This is a genomic window from Halomonas sp. ND22Bw (assembly GCF_003011945.1).
Classification (GTDB): domain Bacteria; phylum Pseudomonadota; class Gammaproteobacteria; order Pseudomonadales; family Halomonadaceae; genus Halomonas; species Halomonas halophila.
In genome coordinates, this window is the sequence record NZ_PXWD01000004.1 from 60,850 (window position 1) to 86,276 (window position 25,427).

Annotated in this window: 26 protein-coding genes; 6 read left to right on the plus strand and 20 right to left on the minus strand. The window is 70.6% G+C overall.

From position 1 onward, the window contains the following. Positions 1-155 precede the first annotated feature (155 nt). The 6 genes from CVH10_RS07315 to def all read right to left on the minus strand — a co-directional run bounded on the left by CVH10_RS07315 (position 156) and on the right by def (position 6,456). The gene (locus CVH10_RS07315; RefSeq protein ID WP_186810066.1) at positions 156-1,634 is read right to left on the minus strand and encodes a TrkH family potassium uptake protein; all 1,479 of its coding nucleotides are present in this window, start codon (positions 1,632-1,634) and stop codon (positions 156-158) included. Between the two features lie 111 nt (positions 1,635-1,745). Next, a complete protein-coding gene (trkA, locus tag CVH10_RS07320; protein WP_035593961.1) occupies positions 1,746-3,119 on the minus strand; it encodes a Trk system potassium transporter TrkA in 1,374 nt (457 codons plus the stop codon). Between the two features lie 107 nt (positions 3,120-3,226). Then, positions 3,227-3,430 carry a dodecin gene (locus tag CVH10_RS07325; protein WP_026068441.1) on the minus strand — a complete coding sequence of 68 codons (204 nt, stop codon included), beginning with the start codon at positions 3,428-3,430 and terminating at the stop codon, positions 3,227-3,229. 66 nt (positions 3,431-3,496) lie between these two features. Beyond that, positions 3,497-4,837, minus strand: coding sequence for a 16S rRNA (cytosine(967)-C(5))-methyltransferase RsmB (gene rsmB / locus CVH10_RS07330; protein WP_106488241.1), 1,341 nt, complete (start codon positions 4,835-4,837; stop codon positions 3,497-3,499). Continuing rightward, positions 4,834-5,826 (minus strand): methionyl-tRNA formyltransferase, encoded by a 993-nt coding sequence (gene fmt, locus CVH10_RS07335; protein ID WP_106488242.1) that lies wholly within the window; start codon positions 5,824-5,826, stop codon positions 4,834-4,836. The genes rsmB and fmt overlap by 4 nt, the downstream gene beginning before the upstream one ends. A gap of 117 nt (positions 5,827-5,943) precedes the next feature. Continuing rightward, positions 5,944-6,456, minus strand: a complete 513-nt coding sequence (def, locus tag CVH10_RS07340) for a peptide deformylase (protein WP_035593953.1) — start codon at positions 6,454-6,456, stop codon at positions 5,944-5,946. A gap of 164 nt (positions 6,457-6,620) precedes the next feature. Here def and CVH10_RS07345 point away from each other — a divergent pair, with 164 nt between their 5' ends. Genes CVH10_RS07345 through aroE form a run of 5 tightly spaced genes read left to right on the plus strand, consistent with a single transcriptional unit; the run spans position 6,621 to position 11,251 of the window. Beyond that, positions 6,621-7,709, plus strand: coding sequence for a LysM peptidoglycan-binding domain-containing protein (locus CVH10_RS07345; protein ID WP_106488243.1), 1,089 nt, complete (start codon positions 6,621-6,623; stop codon positions 7,707-7,709). 9 nt (positions 7,710-7,718) lie between these two features. Next, positions 7,719-8,837 carry a DNA-processing protein DprA gene (gene dprA, locus CVH10_RS07350; RefSeq protein WP_035593951.1) on the plus strand — a complete coding sequence of 373 codons (1,119 nt, stop codon included), beginning with the start codon at positions 7,719-7,721 and terminating at the stop codon, positions 8,835-8,837. A gap of 37 nt (positions 8,838-8,874) precedes the next feature. After that, positions 8,875-9,444, plus strand: coding sequence for an L-threonylcarbamoyladenylate synthase (locus CVH10_RS07355; RefSeq protein ID WP_106488244.1), 570 nt, complete (start codon positions 8,875-8,877; stop codon positions 9,442-9,444). 32 nt (positions 9,445-9,476) lie between these two features. Next, the gene (gene hemF / locus CVH10_RS07360) at positions 9,477-10,442 is read left to right on the plus strand and encodes an oxygen-dependent coproporphyrinogen oxidase (protein WP_106488245.1); all 966 of its coding nucleotides are present in this window, start codon (positions 9,477-9,479) and stop codon (positions 10,440-10,442) included. After that, positions 10,439-11,251, plus strand: coding sequence for a shikimate dehydrogenase (gene aroE / locus CVH10_RS07365; protein WP_106488246.1), 813 nt, complete (start codon positions 10,439-10,441; stop codon positions 11,249-11,251). Before hemF ends, aroE begins: the two co-directional genes overlap by 4 nt. Before the next feature lie 137 nt (positions 11,252-11,388). Here aroE and CVH10_RS07370 read toward each other — a convergent pair whose 3' ends face one another. Continuing rightward, positions 11,389-12,180, minus strand: coding sequence for a M48 family metallopeptidase (locus CVH10_RS07370; RefSeq protein WP_035593942.1), 792 nt, complete (start codon positions 12,178-12,180; stop codon positions 11,389-11,391). 118 nt (positions 12,181-12,298) lie between these two features. Between CVH10_RS07370 and CVH10_RS07375 the strand changes: the two genes are divergently transcribed. Beyond that, positions 12,299-13,183 carry an ATP-binding protein gene (locus tag CVH10_RS07375; RefSeq protein ID WP_035593940.1) on the plus strand — a complete coding sequence of 295 codons (885 nt, stop codon included), beginning with the start codon at positions 12,299-12,301 and terminating at the stop codon, positions 13,181-13,183. On the opposite strand, the gene CVH10_RS07380 is transcribed toward CVH10_RS07375, so the two are convergent. The 13 genes from CVH10_RS07380 to CVH10_RS07440 form a co-directional block, all read right to left on the minus strand. After that, entirely contained in the window at positions 13,171-13,803 is a 633-nt protein-coding gene (locus tag CVH10_RS07380) for a hypothetical protein (RefSeq protein ID WP_035593938.1), read from the minus strand. The genes CVH10_RS07375 and CVH10_RS07380 overlap by 13 nt on opposite strands. 172 nt (positions 13,804-13,975) lie before the next feature. After that, positions 13,976-15,379, minus strand: coding sequence for a ribosome biogenesis GTPase Der (gene der / locus CVH10_RS07385; protein WP_035593936.1), 1,404 nt, complete (start codon positions 15,377-15,379; stop codon positions 13,976-13,978). Then, positions 15,376-16,524, minus strand: a complete 1,149-nt coding sequence (gene bamB / locus CVH10_RS07390) for an outer membrane protein assembly factor BamB (RefSeq protein WP_035593934.1) — start codon at positions 16,522-16,524, stop codon at positions 15,376-15,378. Before bamB ends, der begins: the two co-directional genes overlap by 4 nt. Then, positions 16,521-17,177 (minus strand): tetratricopeptide repeat protein, encoded by a 657-nt coding sequence (locus CVH10_RS07395; RefSeq protein ID WP_035593932.1) that lies wholly within the window; start codon positions 17,175-17,177, stop codon positions 16,521-16,523. The genes bamB and CVH10_RS07395 overlap by 4 nt, the downstream gene beginning before the upstream one ends. 28 nt (positions 17,178-17,205) lie before the next feature. After that, complete coding sequence (gene hisS, locus CVH10_RS07400; protein WP_035593930.1) at positions 17,206-18,495, minus strand: histidine--tRNA ligase; 1,290 nt, start codon at positions 18,493-18,495, stop codon at positions 17,206-17,208. A gap of 23 nt (positions 18,496-18,518) precedes the next feature. Beyond that, complete coding sequence (ispG, locus tag CVH10_RS07405; RefSeq protein WP_035593928.1) at positions 18,519-19,634, minus strand: flavodoxin-dependent (E)-4-hydroxy-3-methylbut-2-enyl-diphosphate synthase; 1,116 nt, start codon at positions 19,632-19,634, stop codon at positions 18,519-18,521. An 8-nt stretch (positions 19,635-19,642) separates the two neighbouring features. After that, positions 19,643-20,671 (minus strand): RodZ domain-containing protein, encoded by a 1,029-nt coding sequence (locus CVH10_RS07410; RefSeq protein ID WP_106488247.1) that lies wholly within the window; start codon positions 20,669-20,671, stop codon positions 19,643-19,645. 27 nt (positions 20,672-20,698) lie between these two features. After that, positions 20,699-21,418 carry a type IV pilus biogenesis/stability protein PilW gene (gene pilW / locus CVH10_RS07415; protein ID WP_035593924.1) on the minus strand — a complete coding sequence of 240 codons (720 nt, stop codon included), beginning with the start codon at positions 21,416-21,418 and terminating at the stop codon, positions 20,699-20,701. Positions 21,419-21,520: 102 nt separating this feature from the next. Continuing rightward, complete coding sequence (gene rlmN / locus CVH10_RS07420) at positions 21,521-22,648, minus strand: 23S rRNA (adenine(2503)-C(2))-methyltransferase RlmN (protein ID WP_035593922.1); 1,128 nt, start codon at positions 22,646-22,648, stop codon at positions 21,521-21,523. Positions 22,649-22,773: 125 nt separating this feature from the next. Then, positions 22,774-23,199, minus strand: coding sequence for a nucleoside-diphosphate kinase (ndk, locus tag CVH10_RS07425; protein ID WP_035593920.1), 426 nt, complete (start codon positions 23,197-23,199; stop codon positions 22,774-22,776). Positions 23,200-23,366: 167 nt separating this feature from the next. Further along, positions 23,367-23,693: an iron-sulfur cluster assembly accessory protein gene (locus CVH10_RS07430; RefSeq protein WP_035593918.1), complete on the minus strand. Its 327-nt coding sequence runs from the start codon at positions 23,691-23,693 to the stop codon at positions 23,367-23,369. A gap of 25 nt (positions 23,694-23,718) precedes the next feature. Further along, positions 23,719-24,867, minus strand: coding sequence for an aminotransferase class V-fold PLP-dependent enzyme (locus CVH10_RS07435; RefSeq protein WP_035593916.1), 1,149 nt, complete (start codon positions 24,865-24,867; stop codon positions 23,719-23,721). A gap of 21 nt (positions 24,868-24,888) precedes the next feature. Beyond that, positions 24,889-25,359 (minus strand): Rrf2 family transcriptional regulator, encoded by a 471-nt coding sequence (locus CVH10_RS07440; protein ID WP_035593913.1) that lies wholly within the window; start codon positions 25,357-25,359, stop codon positions 24,889-24,891. Between the last annotated feature and the right edge of the window lie 68 nt (positions 25,360-25,427).

Here is a 25,427-nt window from a genome sequence, read left to right on the forward strand (position 1 = left end):
AGGATGAAGGCTCGATTATCCACGAAGCCCGCCGGCGGGCCAAACCCGCCGCGGGCGCTTGCACCGGCTTTGCGAGTTGTCGCTGTACCGCGTCCGATGGAAGGTCGGGGGGAAGCGCTGATGGATGTCGAGCGCCGCCATGAATCCGGGCTTCCCTACTTGCGCCAGAACATCGGCGTGAACAGCACCAGCACCGTGAGGATCTCCAGCCGGCCCATCAGCATGCCGACGCACAATAGCCACTTGGCGGCGTCGGGCAGGGGGCCGAAGTTGCCCGCCGGGCCGATGATCTCGCCGAGGCCGGGGCCGACGTTGGCGACCGCGGTGACCGCGCCGGACAGGGCGGTGACCAGGTCCAGGCCCAGCAGCGACAGCCCCAGCGCCAGCCCGGCGATGGTCAGGAAGAAGAAGAACGAGAAGGCGATGACGCCGCGGGTCACGTCGTCGGTCAGCGGGTGGCCGTTGTAGCGGGCCGAGAAGACGCCGTTGGCGTGCACCAGAAAGCGAAGCTGGTTGCGCAGCAGGATGGAGGCGACCTGGAAGCGGAACACCTTCATGCCGCCGCTGGTGGAACCGCTGCAGCCGCCGATGAAGCTCAGGTAGAAGAAGGCCACCGCCGCCAGGCTGCCCCAGGCGGTGTAGTCGTCGCCGGCATAGCCGGTGGTGGTGACCACCGAGACGACGTTGAAGGTCACCTGGGTGAGGGCCTCGAAGGCGTCACGGCCCTGCCAGATGCGCCAGGCGGTGAGCAGCAGGATGACCAGCGCCAGCAGGCCCAGCAGGCCGCGTACCTGCTGGTCCTGCCACAGTGCCATGCGGGCGCCGCGCAGCACCCGGATGTAGATCACGAAGGGCAGGGCGCCGCCGAGCATGAACAGGCTGCCCATCCACATCAGGTGGGGCCGGTCGGCGTAGGCGCCGAAGGAGGCATCCGAGTTGGCGAAGCCCCCGGTGGCCACCGAGGTCATGGCGTGGACGATGGCGTCCAGTGGCAGCATGCCGCCGAGCCAGTAGCTTGCCACCGCGGCCAGGGTCATGCCGCAGTAGATCACCAGGGTGGCCTTGGCGATGCCACCGGTGCGGGGCATCACCTTGTCGGACCAGTCCGACGACTCGGTGTGGAACAGTCGCATGCCGCCGACCTTGAGGAACGGCAGGATGGCGATGCCCATCACGATGATGCCGACCCCGCCCAGCCACTGCATCAGGCCTCGCCACAGTTTGAGGCCGTCGGAGAGGTCGTCGATGTCGCTCAGCACGGTGGAGCCGGTGGTGGTGATCCCCGAGACCGACTCGAACACCGCGTTGGAGAACGACAGCTGGGTGGCGCCCAGCACCAGCGGCAGGCTGGCGAAGCCGCTGATCGACACCCAGCTCAGCGAGGTCAGCACGAACATCTGCCAGGGCTTGAAGCTGACCTCCACGCGCAGGGTCGAGAGCAGCACCGTGGCCGAGGCGCCGAGCATGATCAGGATCGACAGGCCGAACGCCGTGGCGTCCACGTCGCCCTCCAGCAGCAGCACCAGCCAGGGCACCAGCATGAAGGCCGCCAGCACCAGCCACAGCAGGGCCAGTACCTTGAACACCGGTGCCCAGTGGCGGGTGCGCTGGATGGCCGCCCGCTTCACCAGCAGGCTCACGGGCGCGTCTCCGCGGCGTGGACCCGCGGGTGGCGAACGGCGTCATCGAACGGTGGCAGGTGTGTCATGCGGATTCCCTCGCGTGAAGGCCGGCGGCGCTCGGCATCAGAAGAAGGTCAGGCCGACCTGGAACAGCCGCTCCACGTCGCGGATGCGGCGCTTGTCGATGACGAACAGAATGATGTGATCCCCGGACTGGATGACCACGTCGTCGTGGGCGATCAGCACGTCCTTGCCGCGCACCACGGCACCGATGGTGGTGCCCCGGGGGAGGTCGATCTCGCCAATGGCACGGCCGACCACCTTGGACGACTGCTGGTCGCCGTGGGCGATGGCCTCGATGGCCTCGGCGGCGCCGCGGCGCAGCGAGTGCACGTTGACGATGTCGCCGCGACGGACGTGGGTCAGCAGGCTGCCGATGGTGGCCTGCTGCGGCGAGATGGCGATGTCGATCTCGCCGCCCTGGACGAGGTCGACGTAGGCGGCGTTGTTGATCAGGGTGAGGACCTTCTTGGCGCCCATGCGCTTGGCCAGCATCGACGACATGATGTTGACCTCGTCGTCGTTGGTCAGCGCGCAGAAGATATCGCAGTCCTCGATGTTCTCTTCCTCCAGCAGGCGCTTGCTGGTGGCGCTGCCGTGGAGCACCACGGTGCGGTCGAGGCGCTCGGAGAGCTGGGTGCAGCGCTCGAGGCTGTGCTCGACGATCTTCACCTGGTGGCTGTGCTCGAGGTGCTCGGCGAGGCGCTCGCCGATGTTGCCGCCGCCGGCGATGATCACCCGGCGGAAGTCGCGCTCGAGGCGACGCAGCTCGCTCATCACCGCGCGGATGTCGCGGCGGTCGGCGATGAAGAACACCTCGTCGTCGGCCTCGATGACGGTGTCGCCGCGGGGGATGATCGGCCGGTTGCGGCGGTAGATGGCCGCCACCCGGGTGTCCACGCTGGGCATGTGGCGGCGCAGGAAACCGAGCTCCTGGCCGACCAGCGGGCCGCCGTAGAAGGCCTTCACCGCCACCAGCTGGACCTGGCCGCCGGCGAATTCCAGCACCTGCAGGGCGCCGGGGTGCTCGATCAACCGGCGGATGTGATCGGTGACCACCTGCTCGGGGCTGATCAGCACGTCGATGGGTACCGCCTCGTGGGCGAACAGGCCCTTGCGGGTCAGGTAGGCGGTGGCGCGGACGCGGGCGATCTTGGTCGGCGTGCGGAACAGCGTGTAGGCGACCTGACAGGCGATCATGTTCACCTCGTCGGAGTTGGTCACCGCGATCAGCATGTCGGCGTCTTCGCAGCCCGCCTGGCGCAGCACCATCGGATAGGAGCCGGCGCCGGTCACGGTGCGGATATCGAGCCGGGTATGAAGCTCGCGGAGCTTCTTGGCATCGGTGTCCACCACCGTGATCTCGTTCTCTTCGTGCGCCAGGTGTTCGGCCAGGGTTCCGCCGACCTGGCCGGCGCCGAGGATGATGATCTTCATCGCGTGTCACAGTCCGCAGCAAGACGGACGGCGCCGCGCGAGCGCCGTCTCTGGATGGGCGGCAAGCCTAAACCAGCCGTGGGTGGATGAACAGGGCGGAATCGCGCTCAGTCCAGGGTGAAGCCGACCTTGATCGTGACCTGCCAGTGTGCCACCCGGCCGTGCTCGATGTGGCCGCGGGTGTCGATGACCTCGAACCAGCGCATGCCGTGCAGGCTCTCCGAGGCCTTGGTCAGCGCGCCCTGCACGGCGTCCTCGATGCTCGTCTCGGAGCTGCCGGTCAGCTCGATGTGCTTGTAGGTATGGTTCATGGTGTCGTCCTCTGGCAGCGGGAAAGTGACGAGGAGGCCGGCGGGCGCCGGCCTCCTCCGGCCGCGTCAGGCGGTCCGCTTCCTCAGTCTGGCATAGAAGAAGCCGTCATGGCTGTCGGCGCTTGGCAGCAGCTGGCGGCCGGCGCCGGCGGGGCGGCCCCAGGCCACGCCCTCCGGCGTGGTCACCTCGGCCTCTGGCGTGCGGGCGAGGAAGGCGGCGACCTGGTCGGCGTTTTCCTCGGGCAGCACCGAGCAGGTGGCGTAGAGCAGGGTGCCGCCCGGCGCCAGCAGCGGCCACAGGTTGTCGAGCAGCCGGGCCTGGAGTTCGGCCAGCTTGGCGATGTCGGAGGGGCGGCGCAGGCGCTTGATGTCGGGATGGCGGCGGATCACGCCGCTGCCGGAGCAGGGCGCGTCGAGCAGGATGGCGTCGAAGGGCGTGCCGTCCCACCAGTCGCGCCGGGTGGCGTCGCCGTGGGCCAGGTCGGCCTCCAGGCCGAGCCGCGACAGGGTGTCTTCCACCCGCGCCAATCGGGTGTCGTCGCTGTCGATGGCCTGCAGGTCGACGTCGAACAGCTCGAGCAGGTGGGCGGTCTTGCCGCCGGGGGCGCAGCAGGCGTCCAGCACCCGGGCGCCGGGGCGTGGGGCGAGGGTCGGGCCGAGCAGCTCGGCGGCCAGCTGGGCCGCCTCGTCCTGCACGCTGACCAGGCCTTCCTGGAAGCCGGGCAGCCGGCCGACGTCGCAGGGCTCGTCGAGGGTCAGGCCCTCGGGCGAGTGCAGGCACAGGCGGGCGCCGATGTCCGGGGTATCGAGGCGCGCGAGGTAGCTCTCGCGGTCGCCGTGGCGGCGATTGACGCGCAGCGTCATCGGCCCCGGCAGGTTGTTGGCCTCGCAGATCGCCCGCCAGTCGTCCGGCCAGGCCTGGCGGAAGGCCTTCAGCCACCACTTCGGATGCAGCAGCGCCACCGCCGGGTCGCGGTCGACCTCGGCCTGGAGCGGGCCGGCCTCGCGCTGCAGGCGGCGCAGGCAGCCGTTGAGCACCCGGGTGGCCCAGGGCTTGTTGATCAGTCGCGCGGCGCCGGCGGTCTCGCCCACCGCGGCGTGAGGCGGGATGCGCATGTAGAGCAGCTGGTAGATGCCCACCAGCAGCAGCGCCTGAACGTCGGCGTCGCGGGGCTTGAACGGCTTGTCCAGCAGCTTGCCGGCGAGTGCCTCGAGACGGCACAGGGTGCGGCAGCTGCCGAAGCACAGCTCCTTGAACAGGCCACGGTCCCGGGAGACGACCTGATGGTCGTCGAGATTGCTGAGCGAGCCGCGGCCGGAGATCACCGGCACCAGGGCACGGGCGGCGGCGGCGCGCACCGCCTGGCCGGTGTCGGGCGAGCGGGAGGAATGGCGCGGCTGGTTCATGCGGTGGTCTCCTGGTTCGGCCGGCCCAGGCGACTGCCGGGCGCGAAGCGATCCGCGCGAGCCTTGAGCAGCTCGCGCACGTCGAGGGGCTTGCCGCCGGGCAGCTGGGCCCGGGTGACGCGAAGGACCTGATCGCCCCGCTCGCCGCAGGCGATGCGCAGGGCGTCGTCCGCGTGGGGCAGCAGGGTGCCGGGCGCGGCGCTGTCGCCGCCGGGTGTGGCTTGAGCGTCGGCCTCGGCCATCAGCAGGCGCAGGCGGTCGTCGCCCAGCGCGCACCAGGCCACCGGCCAGGGATTGAAGGCGCGGATGCGCGCGGCCAGGGCCTCGGCGTTCTCGCGGAAGTCCAGCTCGGCCTCGGCCTTGGACAGCTTGGCCGCGTAGGTGACGCCGTCCTCGGGCTGGGGCGTGGCCGCGAGGCCGTCGCCGGCCAGCGCGTCCAGCGTCTCGACCATGGCCCGGCCGCCCTGGGCGGCCAGGGCATCGTGCAGGGCGCCGCCGGTGGTGGCGGCGGTGATCGGGGTGCGGGCGATGCGCAGCATGGCGCCGGTGTCGAGCCCTTCGTCCATCTGCATGATGGTCACGCCGCTCTCGGCGTCGCCGGCCTCGATGGCGCGCTGGATGGGCGCGGCGCCGCGCCAGCGCGGCAGCAGCGAGGCGTGGACGTTGATGCAGCCGAGGCGCGGCGTGTCGAGCACCGCCTTGGGCAGGATCAGGCCGTAGGCCACCACCACCATGATGTCGGCTTCGAGGGCGGCCAGTTCCGCCAGGGCCTCGGGCGTCTTCAGCGACGCCGGCTGGTAGACCGGCAGTTCATGCTCCTGGGCCAGCGCCTTGACCGGGCTCGGGGTGAGCTTGCGGCCGCGGCCGGCGGGGCGGTCGGGCTGGGTGTAGACGGCGACGACGCGATGGGAGCTCGCCAGCAACGCTGCCAGGCTCTCGGCGGCGAAGTCGGGCGTGCCGGCGAAGATGACGCGCAGGGGTCGGGACATGGGTTCGGGGCCTTGCCGGAATGAATGCTGCCCATGATAACGGAGCCGGGCCCAAACGACGAAGGCCGGCGCCCATCGGGGCACCGGCCTTCGTGTCGCGAAGGGCGTCGAGGCGGCTCAGGCCGGCTGGGTCAGCCGGTGGCGCTTCTGCATCTTCTTCATCACCCGGTCGCGCTTCAGCGGCGAGAGGTAGTCGACGAACAGCACGCCCTCGAGGTGATCGTGCTCGTGCTGGATGCAGTGGGCCAGCAGGCCGTCGGCTTCCAGCTCGTAGGGCTGGCCGTCGCGATCCAGCGCCTCGAGCCGGACCTTCAGCGCCCGCGGCACCTCGGCGTAGTACTCGGGGACCGACAGGCAACCCTCCTGCATCGGCTCGCGCTCCTCGCCGATCGGGGTGTACTCGGGGTTGATCAGCACCAGCGGCGTGCTCTGGTCCTCACTGACGTCGATCACGATGACCCGGCGATGCACGTCCACCTGGGTGGCCGCCAGGCCGATGCCGGGCGCGGCGTACATGGTCTCGAGCATGTCGTCGACCAGCTGGCGCACCTCGTCGTCGACCGTCTCGACCGGGGCCGCCTTGGTGCGGAGCCGCTCGTCGGGGAATTCGAGAATGGGGAGTTTGGCCATGGCGTTGGTGTCACCGTTGTGCTGTCATTCGGGAAATACGACTATTCTAGAAGCCTGCGGCGAGCCGGGAAACCGCGCCTCGCGCATCGTATCGATAGCATCAGACTATACCACGATGGCGAGGTTCCCGGTGCCGCCGCGATCATCGGCCGGGGAGCAAGGGAATGAAGCAGATCGGACGCAGCGGGCTCGTGAGGCGCTGGCTGGGGGCGCTGGCGCTGGGGGCGATGACGGCCGGTGTCGTCCAGGCGCAGGGGCTGTCCTGGAATGACGGGCTGCGGGGCGACGCGCCGGATCGCTATACCGTGGTGCGGGGCGATACCCTGTGGGACATCTCCGGGCGCTTCCTGCAGCACCCCTGGCAGTGGCCCGAGGTGTGGCAGGTCAATCCCCAGATCGAGAACCCGCACCTGATCTACCCCGGCGACATCGTCACCCTCTATGACTGCGGCGGCCGGGCCTGCCTGGGGCTGGAGCGCGGCCGGGGCGTGGTGCGCCTGTCGCCCGAGGTGCGCACCGTGCCGCGGCGCGAGGCCATCGACCCGATTCCGCTGGAATCCGTGCGCCTGTTCACCCGTGATCACCGGGTCCTCACCGACCCCGAGACGCTCGCCGAGCTGGCCTACGTGGTGGGCGGCGACGATCGGCGGCTGATCAGCGGTGCCGGCGATCGCTTCTATGCCCGCGGCGAGGTGCCGGCCGGCGGTCGCGTCGGCATCTATCGCCCCGGCAAGCGCTATCTCGACGAGGCCACCGGCGAGGTACTGGGCCTCGAGCTCGAGAGTGTGGGCGAGGCCCGCCAGCTGCGCCAGGAGGACGACATCGCGGTGCTCGAGGCCACCAGGACCCGCCAGGAGATCCGCAACGACGACATCATCCTGCCGCTGGAAGACCGTGGTCTGGTCACCGAGTTCCAGCCGCGGGCGCCGGAGCGCCGGGTCGACGGCCGCATCCTGTCGGTGCCCGGCGGCGTGCGCTTCATCGGGCGGCTGCAGATGGTCGCTCTGGACCGCGGCACCCGCGACGGCCTGGCGCCCGGCCATGTGCTGACGGTGGAGCAGCGCGGTGAGCTCGTCAACGACCCGCGCACCGGCGAGATGCTGCGCCTGCCCGGCGAGGACGCCGGCCTGGTGATGGTCGTGCGACCCTACGAGAAGATGAGCTACGGCCTGGTGATGCAGGCCTCGCGTACCCTGGCGGTGGGCGATCGCCTGCATACCCCGGGCGCAGGCCTGGACACCGCGCAGCGCTAGGCCGCGATCATGCCGACGGCCAGGGAGTGGCTGCTGCTGTCGCGCCTGCCCGGGCTCGGACCCGCGGGGCTGGCCGAACTCGCCGCCCGGGCCCCGGCCTGGCCCGAAGGCTGGCTGGCGGTGATGCCGCGCGAGGCGGCGACCGCCCTGCGGCTGTGGCTCGACCATCCCGCCAGGAGCCCGCTGACGGTCTCGCTAGACGCCGACGAGGCCTGGCTCGCCGAGGCGTCCGATCGCGTGCTGCTTCATCCCGATCATCCCGCCTGGCCGGCGCCGCTGGCCCAGATCGCCGATCCGCCGCCGGTGCTGTGGGCCTGGGGCGATCTCGGCGCGCTGGCGCCGCCGCGGCTGGCCATGGTCGGCACTCGCAAGCCGACTCGTGAGGGACTCGCCAACGCCGGCGGCTTCGCCCGGGCGTTGGCCGAGCGCGGCTGGGGCGTGGTCAGCGGCATGGCGCTGGGCATCGACGCCGCCGCCCAGCAGGCGGCGCTGGAGGCGGGCGGCCGTAGCGTGGCGGTGCTGGGCGGTGGGGCGGACGTCATCTACCCGGCCCGCCATCGCGCCCTGCACGAGCGGCTGCGCGAGCCGGGCGGCCTGCTGCTGTCCGAACATCCGCCCGGCACCAAGCCTCATCCCGCCTTCTTCCCGCGCCGCAATCGCATCGTCACCGGGCTGGCTCGCGGCGTACTGGTGGTGGAGGCCGCCGAGCGTAGCGGCTCGCTGGTCAGCGCCCGGCTGGCCGGCGAGCAGGGCCGCGAGCTGTTCGCCGTGCCGGGCTCGATCCACAATCCCCAGGCGCGCGGCTGCCTGGGGCTGCTGCGCGACGGCGCGGTGCTGGTGCGCGACGTCGACGACATCCTCGCCGAGCTGCCCGCCTGGGCCGCGCCGGTGGAGGCAACGCCCGCGCGTCCCGAGGCGGACGCTGCGCCGGCGGCCTCCACGGCCAACGACGACCCGCTGCTGGCCTGGCTCAGCGACACCCCGACCCCGGTCGATGCCCTGGTGAACCTCACCGGGCTGTCGGTGGCCGACTGCCAGCGCCGGTTGCTGGCCCTCGAGCTGGAGGGACGCGCCGGCCCCGCCGCCGGCGGCTGGGTGCGCCTGCCGGCCCCCGGGGGAGCGTGGTAGAATCCCGGCCCATGTCGGACATCGCCGGAATCCCAACATGACCCAGGATCCTTCCCTCGCCGACGCCGTGGCCGCCCTGCGCGCCGGCGGCGTGATCGCCTATCCCACCGAGGCCGTCTGGGGCCTCGGCTGCGACCCTGACGACGCCACCGCCCTGACCCGGCTGCTCGCGCTCAAGCGCCGCGACCCGGCCAAGGGCGTGATCCTGGTGGCCGCCGACCTCGAGCAGCTGGCGCCCTGGCTGGAAGGGCTCGACGACGCCCGCCGGCAGGCCCTGGCCGAGCCCCGCGACACGCCGACCACCTGGCTGGTGCCGGACAACGGCCGGTCGCTGCCGCTGGTGCGTGGCGAGCACGATCGGGTGGCGCTGCGGGTCAGCGACCACCCGCTGGTCGCCGCCCTGTGCCGCGCCTTCGGCGGCCCCATCGTCTCGACCTCGGCCAACCGCGCCGGCGAGCCCTCGGCGATGAGCGCCGACGAGATCCGTGCGATCTTCGGTGACGGGCAAGATGACGAGCTCGACGCCGTGCTCGACGGCCCCCTGGGCGGCTACGACCGCCCCAGCACCATTCGCGACCTGGTCACCGGCCGCGTGCTGCGCGACTGACTCCCCGCTTCACTGCCGATCAAGGAGGCCCCGTGGCCTACGCCCATCTCGACCCCGTGAAGACCTATCTGCTCGACCTTCAGGACCGGCTGTGCGAGGCGCTGGCCGCCGAGGACGGCCGGGCGACCTTCCGCGAGGACGCCTGGGAGCGCGCCGAGGGCGGAGGCGGCCGCTCGCGGGTGATCGAAGACGGCGCCGTGTTCGAGAAGGGCGGCGTCAACTTTTCCCACGTGCATGGCGCGACCCTGCCGCCCTCGGCCACCGCCGCCCGGCCCGAGCTCGCCGGCCGCGGCTTTCACGCGGTGGGCGTGTCCTGGGTGCTGCATCCGACCAATCCCCACGTGCCCACCAGCCACGGCAACGTGCGCTTCCTGGTCGCCGAGAAGGAAGGCGAAGAGCCGGTGTGGTGGTTCGGCGGCGGCTACGACCTGACGCCCTTCTACCCGGTGCTCGAGGACGTGCGCCACTGGCACCGGGTGGCCCGGGACGCCTGCGCGCCCTTCGGCGACGACGTCTACCCGCGCTACAAGGCCTGGTGCGACGACTACTTCTATCTCAAGCACCGCGACGAGACCCGCGGCGTCGGCGGGCTGTTCTTCGACGACCTCAACGAGGGCGGCTTCGATGACTGCTTCGCCTTCCAGCGCGCGGTCGGCGACAGCTTCCTCGAGGCCTACCTGCCGATCGTCCGCCGCCGCCGCGAGACCGCCTATGGCGAGCGCGAGCGCGATTTCCAGCTCTACCGCCGCGGCCGCTACGTGGAGTTCAACCTGGTCTGGGACCGCGGCACCCTGTTCGGCCTGCAGAGCGGCGGGCGCACCGAATCGATCCTGATGTCGATGCCGCCGCTGGCGCGCTGGGAATATGCCTGGACGCCGGAACCCGGCAGCCCCGAGGCCGACCTCTACGAGAACTACCTGGCGCCCCGGGACTGGCTGGGCGAGCAGGCCAAGGAACACCAGGCCCAGGAGAGCCCATCCAAGGAGAACCCGGCATGACGGACCGCTACTGCGTCTTCGGCCACCCGATCGGCCACTCGAAGTCTCCGGCCATCCACGCCGCCTTCGCCGAGCAGACCGGCGAGACGCTCGAATACACCGCCATCGAGGCGCCGCTGGACGACTTCGCCGGCGCCTGGGGGCGTTTCGTCGAGGCGGGCGGGCGCGGTGCCAACGTCACCGTGCCGTTCAAGGAAACGGCCTACCGGCTGTGTGATGCGCTCACTCCCCGGGCCGAGCGCGCCGGGGCGGTGAACACCCTGATCCTCGAGGCCGACGGCCGCACCCGGGGCGACACCACCGACGGCGCCGGTCTGGTCGGCGATCTCAAGCGCCGCGGCGTGACGCTTTCCGGGGCGCGGATTCTGGTGCTCGGCGCCGGCGGCGCGGTGCGCGGCGTGCTGGAACCGCTGCTGGCGGAAGCCCCGGCGCGCCTGCATATCGCCAACCGCACCGGCGAGAAGGCCGACGGCCTGGCCGCGGACTTCGCGGACCTGGGCCGGGTGAGCGGCGGCGGCTTCGAATCGGTGGAAGGCCCCTTCGACGTGGTGATCAACGGCACCAGCGCCAGCCTCGGCGGCGACCTGCCGCCGCTACCGAACGATCTGTTCGCCCCCGGCGCCACCGCCTACGACATGATGTACGGCGCCGAGCCCACGGTCTTCCTGCGCTGGGCCGCCGAGCGCGACGCGGCCACCATCGATGGCCTGGGCATGCTGGTGGGCCAGGCGGCCGAGTCCTTCTGTCTATGGCGCGGCGTACGCCCGGACGTGGATCCGGTGCTGGAGGCGCTGCGCCGGGCGCTGTAACGCCACCAGGCCGCGAAAAAGAACGCCCCGAGCCATCGTCCGGCTCGGGGCGTTTTGATATGTGGCTCGATAAGGGGGCTGGCTCAGGGCTCTCTATCCGCTCAAGGCTCTCTACCCGCTCAGGGCTCTCTACCCGCTCAGGGCTGTCCGCAGTTCGGCGCCCGCCCGGCCTGCCGATAGCGCTGCAGCGCCTCGTTCATGTCGGACTCGAGGCCCGAGATGCGGCTGCCGTGGCTGGGGTGGGTGGACATCCACTCCGGGGGCTGGCCGCCGCCGGCGTTGGCCATGTTCTGCCACAGCGCGACGCTGGCCCGCGGGTCGAAGCCGGCATCGGCCATCAGTCGCAGGCCGATGGTGTCGGCCTCGCTTTCGTGGCGGCGCGAGAAGGGCAGCAGGATGCCGTACTGGGCACCCATGCCCAGTGCCGCCATCACCTGTTGACCGCCGGCGCCTTCCAGGCCGGCGGCCGAGGACAGCACCGAGAGGCCGAGGTTGGTGGCGCTCTGGGTCGAGGCGCGCTCGTTGGCGTGCTGGGCCAGCACGTGGCCGATCTCGTGGCCGATGACCGCCGCCAGCTGGTCCTGGTTCTCGGTGATCTCGAGCAACCCGGTGTTCACCCCCACGTAGCCGCCGGGCAGCGCGAAGGCGTTGGCCGAGTCGTCCTCGAAGACCCGCACCTGCCAGTTCTCCTGCTGCAGCCTCGGCGGCAGGGCGGCGACGATCTCGCGGGTCACGCACTGGGCGAGCCGATCCGGCGCGCCGCCGACGATGGGGCGTTCCTGCTGATACTGGGAGAACGCCTGGGCCCCCATCTGGTCGAGCTGGTCGTCGGACATCAGGGTCAGCTGCGAGCGTCCGGTGGGCGAGGTGGTGCAGGCGGCCAGGGCGACGCTGAGCGCGCCCACGGCGAGACAGTGAATCCAGCGCATCGGAGTCCTCCTGAGGCCGGCCGTGGCAGCGCCACTGGACGGCGAATAAGCGTTCGCCACAAGATACCCCCCACACCTGCAAGATCAACCACGAAACCTGCAAGCATGGAGGAAGTTCATGGACGAGGAATTGTCGCAGCGTCTGCTGTCGCTGCTGGCCCGGGTCGAGCCCTGGCTGCCGCCGGCCGCCGAGGCGGTCGACTGGACGCGTGACGTGGCCGCGCTGTGGGAGCGCCATGCCCTGGGCGGGCGGCTGGTGCCGGTGCCGCCGCGCGACGCCCTGGCCCTCGACGATCTGCTCGGCATCGAGCGCCAGAAGCGCCAGCTGGTCGACAATACCCGCGCCTTCCTGCGCGGTCACCCCGCCAACCACGCGCTGCTGTGGGGCGCCCGGGGCAGCGGCAAGTCGTCGCTGGTACGGGCGCTGCTCAATGGCCTGGGTGACGAGGGGCTGCGCCTGGTCCAGGTGGATCGTCACGATCTTGGCGCGCTGCCGTCGCTGGTGGCCCAGCTGCGTCACCTGCCGCACCGCTTCGTGGTCTACTGCGACGATCTCTCCTTCGAGCAGAACGACGATGCCTACAAGGCGCTGAAGAGCGTGCTCGACGGCACCCTGACCGGCCCGCCCGAGAACGTGCTGCTCTACGCCACCTCCAACCGCCGCCACCTGCTGCCGGAGTCGATGGCCGACAACGACGCCACCCGCCTGGTCGGCGAGGAGCTCCACCACGGCGATGCGGTCGAGGAGAAGATCTCGCTGTCCGACCGCTTCGGGCTGTGGCTGGCCTTCCACCCGTTCTCCCAGAGCGCCTACCTCGAGGCCTGCGAGCACTGGACGCGGCGCCTCGGCGACGCGGACGACTGGGGCGACGAGGCGCGGGCCGAGGCGGTGCGCTACGCCACCCTGCGCGGCGGACGCAGCGGCCGGGTGGCCTGGCAGTTCGCCTGCCAGTGGATCGGTCGCCAGCGTCTCCACGACCAGGGTTCCGATCACCAAGGCTGATCGCCGATCGGGCTCAGCGTGCCGTCCTCGCCCACGGCCAGGCGAATGGTCGGCGTCAGCAGCCCCGACGGCAGCGTCATGCCCAGGCCGCTGAGATCGCCCGGCGTGATCGCCAGCTCGCTGCCCTGGGGCAGGTCGCCGGTGCGGGCCATCTGGCGGGCCAGATCGACCAGCGGCGAGAGCTGGCTGCGATCGGCCCGCAGCAGGTCGAAGGCCAGCGGCAGGCGCAGGTCGGCGTCGTCGCCCGGGGTCAGCGTCACGTCCTGCTCATAGCGGCCGTTGACCGCCTCGAGCCCGGGCACGTCCAGGTGCCAGTCGAAGCCGTCCATCTGCACCGCGGGCAGCCCGGCAGGCAGGCCCAGGCCCAGCGCCATGGTGGCCTGTACCGGCAGGCTGCCGGTGCCGAGGCTGGAGGCGATCAGCGAGCCGAGATCGGTGGTGTCGAGGCCGGCATCCAGGGCGTAGGGCCCGATGCGGATGTTCTCGACGCCGAGCGAGGTGACGGCCAGGCGGAAGGCGAACAGGCCGGTCTGGGGCAGCGTCAGGCAGCCGCCGAGCAGCAGGGCCAGACAGCCGGGAATCAGGACGCGCGCGCGGCGGCGCAGGGCACGAAGGAACATGGCGACTCTCGCTACGGGAGGTGGGCTGGCGGCGACCGCCTCGGGGTGACAGACGCAGACCGCCGGCCCGAGGGCCGGCGGTCTGCGCTATCGGCGCGAGTACTATCGGCGAGATTCGCCGGTGCGTCGAGCGTCGACGGATGGCGACGCTACCTGTCGTCGCCGGGCGACGTCAGCGACGACCGCGGCGAGACTCCTTGGTGCGGTCGAGCTCGCGCTTCTTGGCCTTCTCGCGGTCGCTGGCGCCGGCCATGTGATCGTAGGGGTTCTTGCCCGAGCGGAACTCGAAGCGCATCGGCGTGCCGCGCACCTTGAGCACCTTGCGGAAGGTGTTGGTCAGGTAGCGCTTGTAAGCCTCCGGCAGCGACTCGGTCTGGTTGCCGTGCACGACGATGATCGGCGGGTTGCTGCCGCCCTGGTGGGCCATGCGCAGCTTGATGCGGCGGCCGTGGATCATCGGCGCCGGGTGCTGCTCCACGGCGTCGTGCAGGATGTTGGTCAGGCGGTTGGTCGACCAGTGGCTGTTGGCCGAGGCGAAGGCGCGTTCGATGGACGGGTAGAGATCGCCCACCGCGGTGCCGTGCAGCGCCGAGATGAAGTGCAGGTCGGCGTAGTCGGCGAAGCCCAGGCGGCGCTTGATCTGGGCACGCATCTTGTCCTTGGCCTCGCTCTCCAGGCCGTCCCACTTGTTGACCGCCAGCACCAGGGCGCGGCCGCTGGTCAGCACGTAGTCGAGCAGGTGCAGGTCCTGTTCCACCAGCCCCGAGCGGGCGTCGAGCACCATGATGGCGACATGGCACTCCTTGATCGCCTCGAGGGTCTTGATGATCGAGAACTTCTCGGCGGTCTGGCTGACGTTCTTGCGCCGCCGCACGCCGGCGGTGTCGACCAGCACGTAGGGCTCGCCGCGCCGCTCGAAGGGAATCTCGATGGCGTCGCGGGTGGTCCCCGCCTCGTCGAAGACCACCACCCGCTCCTCGCCGAGCAGGCGGTTGACCAGCGTCGACTTGCCCACGTTGGGGCGGCCGATGACGCCGATGCGGATGCCCTTGGTGCCGGTGTCGAGCGGGACGTCGGCGTCGCGCTCGGGGAAGGGCGTGAGCACCTCGTCGATCAGCGCGGTGACGTTGCGGCCGTGGGCGGCGGCGATCGGATGCGGATCGCCGAGGCCGAGCTGCCAGAAGTCCGCCATGGCGGAGTGCTCTTCCAGGCCGTCGGTCTTGTTGACCACCAGCCAGGTCTTCTTCTGGTTGATGCGCAGGTGGTTGGCGATGGCTTCATCGGCCACGTTCAGGCCGCTGCGGCCGTCGACCAGGAACAGCACGATGTCGGCCTCGTCGATGGCCTGCAGTGACTGCTCGGCCATGGCCGCGTCGATGCCTTCCTCGTCGCCGCTGATGCCGCCGGTGTCGATCACCGTGTAGGCCTTGCCGCCGAGCGCGCCGTTGCCGTACTTGCGATCCCGGGTCAGGCCCGGGAAGTCGGCCACCAGGGCGTCGCGGGTGCGCGTCAGGCGGTTGAAGAGGGTCGACTTGCCCACGTTGGGGCGGCCGACCAGTGCGATCACGGGAGTCATGGTTGCAGTTCCAGGGCCTCGAGGCTGCCGTCGTCGGCCAGGGCGTAGATGCGCTTGCCGTCGGTGAGCGGAGCCACGCTGATGGCGTCGTCGATCTCGGTGCGGCCGACCAGGTCACCCTCGCGGGCGTCGATCAGGTGAAGGTAGCCCTCGAAGTCGCCCACCACCAGGCGGCCGTCGGCGAAGGCGGGGTCGGTCAGCTCGCGGCCCTCGAGGTCATCGAGTTCCCACAGGGTCTCGCCGTTGCCGGCGTTGAGGGCCATCACGTGACTGGCCTCGTCGACCACGAACAGGAAGTCGCCGACCATGACCGGGCTGCGATAGCTGGAGATGTCGCGGGCCCAGAGGATCTCGCCGGTAGTGGCCTGCAGGGCCGCCAGGCGGCCGTTGTAGCTGGTCACGAACAGCCGGCCGTCCTGGGTCAGCAGCGGCTGGCCGGCCAGGTCGACCAGGCGCTCGATCTCGCTGCGGCCCTGGGGCACGGCGATGCGGCGCTGCCACAGCGGCTGGCCGGCGCGGTTGTCGAGGGTGACCAGCCGGCCGTTGGCCTGGCCGGCGAAGGTCACCTGGTCGATGACCCGCGGCGTGCCGGTGCTGCGCAGGGTCAGGGCGGGGCGGTTGCCGCTGTAGACCCAGCGCTCGGCACCGCTGGCGCGGTCCAGGGCGGTCACGCTGCCGTCCACGGCCTGCACCACCAGCAGCTGGCGGTTGGCCTGGGGCGCGGCCAGCACCTCGCTGTTGACGCGGGTGCGCCACAGCACCTCGCCGTCGGCCTGGTCCAGGGCCAGCACCTCGCCGTTGCGAGTGCCGAGATAGACCCGGTCGGCCACGGCGGTGAGGCCGCTGGAGGCGGCGGCATCGAGCTCGACGCGCCAGCGCGGCTCGCCGCTGTCGGCGTCGATGGCCTGGACCAGGCCGCTGTGGTCGGCGGCGAACAGCAGGTCGCCGTCCCGGGCCGGGGCCAGCGGATAGCCGCCCTGGCCGAGGCCGTCGCCGACCTGTTCTTCCCACAGGGTCTCGACGCTGGTGGTGCCCGCGGTGTCACGCAGTTCCTTGGGCGGATACTCGGGCTCCACCTGGCCGGCGCAGCCGGTCAGCAGGCCCAGCGCGGCGGTGGCGGCGATGGCGAGTGCAGTCTTGCTCATGAGGTCTCCTCGACGCCCAGATCGTCCAGTTTGAGTTGCACGCCGTAGAGCGGCTGGTCGCCGGCCTCGGAGAGGCTCAGGGCCTCCTGCCAGGCCTGGCGGGCGGCGTCGCGGTCGCCCAGTGCGAGGTGGGCGTCGCCGCGGATGTCGGCGCGCTGGGCGGCCAGCGGCGACGGCAGGTCGCCGTCGAGGGTCGCCAGGGCCGCCTCGGCGTCGTCGCCGGCCAGCTGCAGGCGCGCCAGGCGCAGCCGCGCCACGCCCTGCAGGTAGGGGCGGTCACCGTCGTCGATCAGCGCCGCCAGGGTGCCTTCGGCGGCGTCCAGGTCGCCGGCATCTACCGCCACGCGGGCGTCCATCAGGCGCGCCAGGTCGGCGTAGAGGCTGTCGCCGTGGTCCTCGACCAGTCGCGTCGTCAGCTCGTCGATGCGCTGGCGGGCGCCGTCATCCAGGCTGTCCTGGCCGCTCAGGGTCAGCACCTGCTGGTAGGTGGCCGAGGCCGCTTCGGCCTGCCCGGTCTGGTAGTCCTGCCAGGCGTTCCAGCCGAAGACCCCGGCGGCGGCGATCGCCGCGCCGGCGATCAGCGAGGTGCCGTTTTCCTTCCACCAGCGCTTGATCGCTTCGACCTGCTCTTCTTCCGTTCTCATCTCCGCCACGGGCGGTCTCCTTGTCTGTCCTAGAGCGTCAGGCGTCGCCTGCCAGCAGGGAGGCGAGGGTATCGGCGAGGGCGTCCTGGTCGAGGCGTTGCTGTTCGCGGTCCTCGCGCAGGAACTTGAGCGTCACGGCGTTCTCGGCCAGCTCGTCCTCGCCCAGCAGCAGGGCCAGGCGGGCACCGCTCTTGTCGGCCTTCTTGATGCGGCTCTTGAAACTGCCGCCGCCGCAGTGCAGCTGCACGCCGAGCTCGGGCCGCGCCTCGCGCAGGCGCTCGCCGAGCAGCAGGGCGGCCGACTCGGTGGCCTCGCTCATCGGCAGCAGGTAGACGTCCAGGTCGCCGCGGGCTTCGTCGGGAACGAGATCCAGGGTGTCGAGCAGCAGGATCAGGCGCTCGATGCCCATGGCGAAGCCGACCGCCGGCACGGCCTTGCCGCCGAGCTGCTCGACGAGGCCGTCGTAGCGGCCGCCGGCACACACCGTGCCCTGGCTGCCTAGCGCGGTGGTGGTCCACTCGAAGACGGTGCGCGAGTAGTAGTCCAGGCCGCGTACCAGCCGCGGGTTGACCACGTAGGCGATGCCGGCGGCATCGAGCATGGCGGTCAGGCGCTCGAAGTGTTGCTTCGACTCGTCGTCCAGGTGGTCCATCAGCCGCGGCGCGTCGGCCAGCATCGGAGCCATGTCCGGGTTCTTGGAGTCGAGGATGCGCAGCGGGTTGGTCTCGAGCCGGCGGCGGGAGTCCTCGTCGAGCACATCCAGGTGCTGCTGGAAGTAGCTCACCAGGGTGTCGCGGTAGGCGGCGCGCGCCTCCGGCGAGCCCAGGGAGTTGAGCTCCAGGGTGACGTGCTCGAACAGGCCGAGCTGCTTCCACAGCCGCGCCGAGAGCAGGATCAGCTCGGCGTCGATGTCCGGGCCCTCGAGGCCGAAGGTCTCCACGCCGACCTGGTGGAACTGCCGGTAGCGACCCTTCTGCGGGCGCTCGTGGCGGAACATCGGGCCCTGGTACCACAGCCGCTGGGTCTGGTTGTGCAGCAGGCCGTGTTCCATGGCGGCGCGCACGCAGCTCGCGGTGCCCTCGGGACGCAGCGTCAGGCTGTCGCCGTTGCGGTCCTCGAAGGTGTACATCTCCTTCTCGACGATGTCGGTGACCTCGCCGATGGAGCGCTTGAACAGCGCGGTCTGCTCGACGATGGGGGTGCGGATCTCGTCATAGCCGTAGCGGCTCATGAGGGTGCGCACCTGGCCCTCGAAGTACTGCCACAGCGGGGACTGCTCCGGCAGCAGGTCGTTCATGCCACGAATGGCCTGGATCTTCTTGCTCAATGCTGGCTCCTTGTCGGCACGCCTCAGGCGTCCCGGGCGATGACATCCTGCTCGGCTTGCTCTTTCTCGCGGACCTTGTCGCGGATCATCCGCTCGAGGTCGTCGACCAGGTGGTCGTTGCGCAGCTTGCTGGCGGGCTTGCCGTCGATGTAGACGAGGTTGGCGGGGCTGCCGCCGGTCAGGCCGATGTCGCTTTCCTTGGCCTCGCCCGGGCCGTTGACGACGCAGCCGATGACCGAGACGTCGAGCGGCGTGAGCACGTCGTCGAGGCGCTCCTCGAGTTCGTTCATGGTGCCGATGACGTCGAAGTTCTGGCGCGAGCAGCTCGGGCAGGCGACGAAGTTGATGCCCTTGGCCCGCAGGCGCAGGCTCTTGAGCATGTCGAAACCGACCTTGATCTCCTCGACCGGATCGGCCGCCAGCGACACGCGGATGGTGTCGCCGATGCCGTCCATCAGCAGCATGCCGAGCCCGATGGAGGACTTGACGGTGCCCGAACGCAGCCCGCCGGCCTCGGTGATGCCGAGGTGCAGCGGCTGCTCGATGCGTCCGGCGAGGTCGCGATAGGCGGCCACGGCCATGAACACGTCGGAGGCCTTGACGCTGACCTTGAAGTCGGGGAAGTCGAGGCGCTCGAGGTGGTCGATGTGACGCATCGCGGACTCGACCAGCGCGGCCGGGGTCGGCTCGCCGTACTTCTTCTGCAGGTCTTTCTCCAGCGAGCCGGCGTTGACGCCGATGCGGATCGGGATGCCGTTGTCGCGGGCGGCGCTGACCACGGCCTGGACGCGGTCCTCGCGGCCGATGTTGCCGGGATTGATGCGCAGGCAGTCGACGCCGAGCTCGGCGACGCGCAGGGCGATGCGGTAGTCGAAGTGGATGTCCGCGACCAGCGGCACCTCGACCTCGCGCTTGATGCGGCCGAAAGCCTCGGCGGCGTCCATGGTGGGCACCGAGACGCGCACGATGTCGGCGCCTGCCGTCTCCAGCTGGCGGATCTGCGCCACGGTGGCCGCCACGTCGAGCGTGTCGGTGTTGGTCATGCTCTGGACGGAGATGGGGGCGCCGCCGCCGACCGGCACCTTGCCGACATGGATGCGGCGTGACTGGCGACGGGTGATGGGCGATGTAGCGTGCATGGTCGGACTCATTCTCCCAGAGTGAAACGGGCGACGTTGTTGGCGCCGGTGCGCGTGGTCAGGTCCACGGGCTCGCCGCGCCAGCTCAGCTCGACGCCGGTGGCGTTGCCCACGGTCAGGCGGAAGGGCGGCTCGCCCTCGACGGTGGCCGTGGTGCCGGGCTGCTGGAGGCCGACGAAGACGCGCGCGTCGGTGGCGTCGAAGATCTCGGTCCAGGACTGCTCGTTGAAGGTCAGCTCCAGTACCCGGGGATCGGCCGCCGGCTCGGCGGCGGTCTCTGTGTCGGTGTCGCTGCCGTCGTCGGCCTCGTCGGCGGCGACGCTGTCGTCGGCCGCGGCGTCGGTATCCGTATCGGCGATGGTCGTCTCGTCGCCGTCGGCGGTTGCGTCCTCGGTCGGCTCGCCCGTGCTGTCGGCGGCGTCGGTGTCGGCGTCAGGCTCGGCCGCGGCTTCCTCGGCGCGGGTGGCGGCGGCTTCCTCGGCGCGGGTGGCGGCGACTTCCTGGGTCCAGTCGCCGGTGCGCTCGTCGCTCGGGGCCTCGCCGCCCTCGGTGATGGTGGTGCCGTCGAGGCTGTCCACCGCCACCGGGGCGTTGTCGCCGGGGGTGGGCGGCTCGCTGCCGCCGCGGCTCTGCCACCACATCAGGGTCAGGCCGACCATGCCGGCGATGACCAGCAGGGTGGCCAGGCGGAACAGCCAGGCGCCGAGCTTCGAGGGCGGCTTGTTGACCACGTGGACCGGGGTCACCTTGCTTTCCTGCTCCTCGCCGCCGCTGTGGGCCCGGTAGGCGGCCAGCACCGGCGCCGGGTCGATGCCCAGCAGATTGGCGTAGCTGCGCAGGTAGCCGCGACGGTAGGTGGCGATCGGCACCTCTTCGTAGTCGTCGCGTTCCAGGCCGTCGATCACCGCCGGCCGCAGATTCAGGGCCTCGGCGACCTCGTCGCGGGACAGCGCCTGGGCTTCGCGCTGGCGGCGCAGCAGCTCGCCGGGCGAGGCCTGGGGGGCGGCGTCGGGCTCCGAATAAGGGTTGTCGCTCATGCGTGCATCCTTCATGAAAAAACGGCGTCAGGGCGCCTCGACGGCGGCCGTGGAGCGTTCGCCCCGGGCGCGTGACAGCTCCTCGGACAGCTGCCGCGCCGCGGGCGTGGGGCCGGCCAGGCGCCGGTAGCGCTGCAGCTGCTGCTCGGCGACCGCGTAGCGCCCCTGGTCGACTTCGAGCTGGGCCAGGCGCAGGTAGCTGTCCGCGCGACGCGGATCGATGCTCTGGGCACGCTGCAGGCTGTGGCGCGCGGCCTCGATGTCGCCGAGGCGCCGCTGACACTGGCCCAGGTTGGTGAACAGCTGGGCGCGATTGGCATATTGGGTATCGGCGGCGGCCTGCTCGAGCTGATGGCAGGCCTCGCGGATGCGCCCCTGATCATACAGGAAGGCGGCATAGTTGTTGCGTGCCCGGGTCAGGTCGGGGGCGGCGTCGATGGCCTGCTGGAAGGTCTCGTCGGCGAGCGCGTCCTCGCCCTGGCGTTGATAGACGATGGCCATGGCCTGCAGCGCCTCGGGGGCGTCGTCGTCGATCTCCAGGGCGCGGTCCAGGGCCGAGAGCGCGCGAGGCAGGTTGTTGCGCTCCAGGTAGGCGGTGCCGAGCCGGGTATAGGCGGCCACGGGGTCGCCGGTGTCCGCTGCGGGCGGCGCCACGTCGGACCGGGTGGCGCAGCCGGTCAGCCAGAGAACGCTCGCCAGGACGACGGTGACGGATAACAGTCGGGAACCGTGCGGGCGGCGTGTCATGGCATCCTCGCTGGGCGGCGGCACGGGGCCGCGCGACCGTGGGTGAAAAAGGCCCGACCATCAAAGCGTCGTGCCCGGTTGAAGTCAAGGCGCCCCCGGGGCTCAGTCGGCGTCGATCTGGATCGACTGGATGTAGCGCGCGTGGCGCTTGGTGCGATCCTTGACCCGGCCCACCAGCTGGCCACAGGCGGCGTCGATGTCATCGCCGCGGGTGGAGCGGACCGGCGCGGTGTAGCCCAGGTCGGCCAGCCACTGCTGGAAGCGCATGGTCTGGTTGCGCGACGGCTTCTCGTAGCCCGAGTGCGGGAAGGGATTGAACGGGATCAGGTTGATCTTGCACGGCAGCTCCTTGAGCAGCTCGGCAAGCTCGCGCGCGTGTTCCTGCTGATCGTTGACGTCCTTGATCAGGGTGTACTCGATGGTGACCACGCGGGTGTCGTCGCACTTGCCCAGGTAGCGCTGGCAGGCGTCGAGCAGGGTGCGGATGTCGTACTTGCGGTTGAGCGGTACCAGCTCGTTGCGCAGCTCGTCGTTGGCGGCGTGCAGCGAGATGGCCAGGCTCACGTCGAGCTCGTCGCCGAGGCGGTCGAGCATCGGCACCACGCCCGAGGTGGAGAGCGTGACGCGGCGCTTGGAAAGGCTGTAGCCGTTGTCGTCGAGCATCAGCTTCATGGCCGGCACGACGTTGTCGTAATTCAGTAGCGGTTCGCCCATGCCCATCATAACCACGTTGGTGACCGGGCGATTGGCGGTGTCCTTGCGCGGGCCGAAGCTGTTGCTGGCGACCCACACCTGGCCGATGATCTCGGCGGCGGTGAGGTTGCGCTGGAAGCCCTGCTTGCCGGTGGAGCAGAAGCTGCAGTCCAGCGAGCAGCCGACCTGGGACGAGACGCACAGGGTGCGGCGCTTGCCGTTCTCGGCGGGGATCAGCACCGTTTCCACGTAGCTGCCGTCCTCCACTTCCAGTACCCACTTGCGGGTGCCGTCGCTGGAGGTGCCCTCGTAGACCACGCTGGGTCCGCGGATCTCGGCGACTTCCTCGAGACGCGTGCGCAGCGCCTTGGACAGGTTGGTCATGGACGCGAAGTCGTCGCAGCCCTCGTGGTGAATCCACTTCATCACCTGGGCGGCGCGGAACTTCTTCTCGCCGATGGACAGGAAGAAGGCTTCCATCTCCTCGCGCGTCATGCCGAGCAGATTGGAGCGTTGGGGTGCGGTGGTGTCGGTCATGGGCGGTCAGCGGCGTCGGTGGGGCTGGGTGCGGGGGCGAGATCGCCCCCGCGCGGCAGTGAGGCTGCCGGTCCGAGAGGAAACCGCGGATTCGGGGCGCGGGCGCGCCCCGAATCGGCGTTTCCTTAGCGGGAGCAGATCTCGCTGTCTTCGAAGAAGTAGGCGATTTCGCGGGCCGCGGATTCCGGAGAGTCGGAACCGTGGACGGCGTTGGCGTCGATGGACTCGGCGAAGTCGGCGCGGATGGTGCCGGCCTCGGCTTCCTTCGGGTTGGTGGCGCCCATCAGGTCACGGTTGGCAGCGATGGCGTTCTCGCCTTCGAGCACCTGCACGACGACCGGACCGGAGGTCATGAAGCCGACCAGGGCGCCGAAGAACGGACGCTCGCTGTGCTCGGCGTAGAAGCCTTCGGCCTGCTCCTGGGACAGCTGCAGCATCTTGGCGGCAACGATCTTCAGGCCGGCTTTCTCGAAGCGGCTCTCGATCTCGCCGATGGCGTTCTTGGCGACGGCGTCGGGCTTGATGATGGACAGGGTGCGTTCGGTAGCCATGGGTGCGTTCTCCAGTCTGGGAAGTCACGAGCGTTGACGGCCTCGCGCCACCCCGGGAGGGCCGGGGTGGCGCGAGGCCGGAGTAAAGAGGCGTCTCGGCGCCGGGCGCCGAATTGGGCGCAGAGTATACCGTCCCCGAGCGGCGATGGACAATCGGCGCGGCGGGCTCAGACGCTGAAGCTCTCGCCGCAGCCGCACTCGTCCTTGACGTTGGGATTGTTGAAGCGGAAGTAGCGGTTGAGCCCTTCCGAGACATAGTCCACTTCGCTGCCGTCGAGCACTTCCAGCGCGTCCGGGGCCACGTAGACCTTCACGCCGTGCTCCTCGACGATGACGTCGTCGTTGGCCGCCTCGTCGGCGAAGTCGAGCACGTAGCTGTAGCCGGAGCAGCCGCTGGGCTTGACCGAGACCCGCAGGCCCAGGCCGTGGCCGCGTTCGTCGAGCACCCGACGGATCTGGTCGGCGGCGGCGGTGGTGATCGAAAGTGTCGCCATGGTGGTTCTCCTGCGGCGTCGGAGGCTAGCGGCGAAGCCCGGTGAGGGCGTGGCGCAGGGCCTCCAGGGTGCGGTCGATGTCGGCCTCGGTGGTGAAGCGGCCGAAGCTGAAGCGTAGCGAGGCGAGCGCCAGGCGGCGTGGCACGCCGATGCCTTTCAATACATAGGATGGCTCGACGCTGGCGGAGTTGCAGGCCGAGCCGGTGGACAGCGCGATCTCGCGCAGCGCCATCAGCAGCGATTCGCCGTCGACGCCCTCGAAGGCCAGGTTGAGGATGTTGGGCACCGAGTGCGCGGTCGCGGTGTTGCGATGCACGCCCTCGAGGCCCTCGAGCCCGGCCAGGAAGCGGTCGCGCAGGGCGGCGATGCGGGCCTGGTCGTCCTGGTGCTCGCGGCCGACGATGGCGAAGGCCTCGCCCATGCCGGCGATCTGATGGGTCGGCAGGGTGCCCGAGCGCATGCCGCGCTCGTGGCCGCCGCCGTGGATCAGCGCCTCGAGGCGCAGGTCCGGGTCGCGTTTCACGTAGAGTGCCCCGACGCCCTTGGGGCCGTAGGCCTTGTGCCCGGACAGCGACATCAGGTCGATGCCCTGAGCCGCCACGTCGAGGGCGATGCGGCCGGTGGCCTGGGCGGCATCAGTGTGGAAGACGGCGCCGCCCGCGTGGGCGACCTCGGCCAGCGCGGCGATGTCGTTGATGGTGCCGAGCTCGTTGTTCACCGCCATCAGCGACACCAGCACGGTGTCCTCGCGCATGGCGGCGCGTAGCGCCTCGGGGGTGACGCGTCCGTCGGACTCGGGCGCGAGCCAGGTCACTTCGACGCCTTCCCGCTCGAGGGCGCGAGCGGTGTCCACCACGGCCTTGTGCTCGATGGTCGAGGTCACCAGGTGGTTGCCGCGCGCGCGGTTGGCGCGCATGTAGCCGGTCAGCGCCAGGTTGTCGGCCTCGGTGGCGCCGCTGGTCCAGACGATCTCGCGCGGATCGGCGCCGATCAGGTCGGCGACCTGGCGGCGCGCGCTCTCCACCGCCTGCTCGGCCTGCCAGCCGGGCATGTGGCTGCGCGAGGCCGGGTTGGCGAAGGTGCCTTCCAGGGTCAGATAGCGGCTCATCACCTCGGCGACGCGTGGGTCGACGGGCGTGGTGGCGGCGTAATCGAGGTAGACGGATGCGCTCATGGAATCGGACCGGTAAGGGGTTCAGGGCGAGACGGTGGGGATCTGGTCGTCGTCGAGGCGGCGCCGCTGGCGTTCGGCGATGCGCTGGAATTCCTCGCGACCGGCCAGCTGACCCAGGGTCACGCCCTCGAGGTAGCCGTGAATCTGGTCGGACAGCTCGTTCCACAGATGGTGGGTCAGGCAGGTGTCACCCTGCTGACAGTCCGACAGGCCGCCGCAGCGGGTGGCGTCGACCGACTCGTTGACCGCGTCGATCACCCGGGCCACCGAGATGGCGTCCGGCGCCAGCGCCAGCAGGTAGCCTCCACCCGGACCGCGCACGCTGTCCACCAGTCTGGCGCGCCGCAGGCGGGCGAACAGCTGCTCGAGATAGGACAGCGAGATTTCCTGGCGACGCGATATGTCGGCGAGGCTGGTGGGGCCTTCGTCGGCATGCATGGCCAGGTCGAGCATGGCGGTGACGGCGTAGCGTCCCTTGGTGGTCAGGCGCATGGGGGCATTACCTCGGTGCCGGCGCGGGCGTCGGCCAGCGGCGAGGCGGGCCGATTCCGGCGGCGTCG

Excerpts from the sequence above, each read along its gene's own strand:
- CVH10_RS07355 (WP_106488244.1), top strand. The coding sequence starts at position 8,875 with ATGACCCAGGATCCTTCCCTCGCCGACGCCGTGGCCGCCCTGCGCGCC.
- rlmN (WP_035593922.1), bottom strand. The coding sequence starts at position 22,648 with ATGACCGACACCACCGCACCCCAACGCTCCAATCTGCTCGGCATGACG.
- der (WP_035593936.1), bottom strand. The coding sequence starts at position 15,379 with ATGACTCCCGTGATCGCACTGGTCGGCCGCCCCAACGTGGGCAAGTCG.
- pilW (WP_035593924.1), bottom strand. The coding sequence starts at position 21,418 with ATGACACGCCGCCCGCACGGTTCCCGACTGTTATCCGTCACCGTCGTC.
- CVH10_RS07410 (WP_106488247.1), bottom strand. The coding sequence starts at position 20,671 with ATGAGCGACAACCCTTATTCGGAGCCCGACGCCGCCCCCCAGGCCTCG.
- ndk (WP_035593920.1), bottom strand. The coding sequence starts at position 23,199 with ATGGCTACCGAACGCACCCTGTCCATCATCAAGCCCGACGCCGTCGCC.
- CVH10_RS07430 (WP_035593918.1), bottom strand. The coding sequence starts at position 23,693 with ATGGCGACACTTTCGATCACCACCGCCGCCGCCGACCAGATCCGTCGG.
- ispG (WP_035593928.1), bottom strand. The coding sequence starts at position 19,634 with ATGCACGCTACATCGCCCATCACCCGTCGCCAGTCACGCCGCATCCAT.
- bamB (WP_035593934.1), bottom strand. The coding sequence starts at position 16,524 with ATGAGCAAGACTGCACTCGCCATCGCCGCCACCGCCGCGCTGGGCCTG.
- CVH10_RS07375 (WP_035593940.1), top strand. The coding sequence starts at position 12,299 with ATGGACGAGGAATTGTCGCAGCGTCTGCTGTCGCTGCTGGCCCGGGTC.
- def (WP_035593953.1), bottom strand. The coding sequence starts at position 6,456 with ATGGCCAAACTCCCCATTCTCGAATTCCCCGACGAGCGGCTCCGCACC.
- CVH10_RS07380 (WP_035593938.1), bottom strand. The coding sequence starts at position 13,803 with ATGTTCCTTCGTGCCCTGCGCCGCCGCGCGCGCGTCCTGATTCCCGGC.
- aroE (WP_106488246.1), top strand. The coding sequence starts at position 10,439 with ATGACGGACCGCTACTGCGTCTTCGGCCACCCGATCGGCCACTCGAAG.
- CVH10_RS07325 (WP_026068441.1), bottom strand. The coding sequence starts at position 3,430 with ATGAACCATACCTACAAGCACATCGAGCTGACCGGCAGCTCCGAGACG.
- rsmB (WP_106488241.1), bottom strand. The coding sequence starts at position 4,837 with ATGAACCAGCCGCGCCATTCCTCCCGCTCGCCCGACACCGGCCAGGCG.
- dprA (WP_035593951.1), top strand. The coding sequence starts at position 7,719 with ATGCCGACGGCCAGGGAGTGGCTGCTGCTGTCGCGCCTGCCCGGGCTC.
- fmt (WP_106488242.1), bottom strand. The coding sequence starts at position 5,826 with ATGTCCCGACCCCTGCGCGTCATCTTCGCCGGCACGCCCGACTTCGCC.
- CVH10_RS07345 (WP_106488243.1), top strand. The coding sequence starts at position 6,621 with ATGAAGCAGATCGGACGCAGCGGGCTCGTGAGGCGCTGGCTGGGGGCG.
- CVH10_RS07435 (WP_035593916.1), bottom strand. The coding sequence starts at position 24,867 with ATGAGCGCATCCGTCTACCTCGATTACGCCGCCACCACGCCCGTCGAC.
- CVH10_RS07440 (WP_035593913.1), bottom strand. The coding sequence starts at position 25,359 with ATGCGCCTGACCACCAAGGGACGCTACGCCGTCACCGCCATGCTCGAC.
- CVH10_RS07370 (WP_035593942.1), bottom strand. The coding sequence starts at position 12,180 with ATGCGCTGGATTCACTGTCTCGCCGTGGGCGCGCTCAGCGTCGCCCTG.
- trkA (WP_035593961.1), bottom strand. The coding sequence starts at position 3,119 with ATGAAGATCATCATCCTCGGCGCCGGCCAGGTCGGCGGAACCCTGGCC.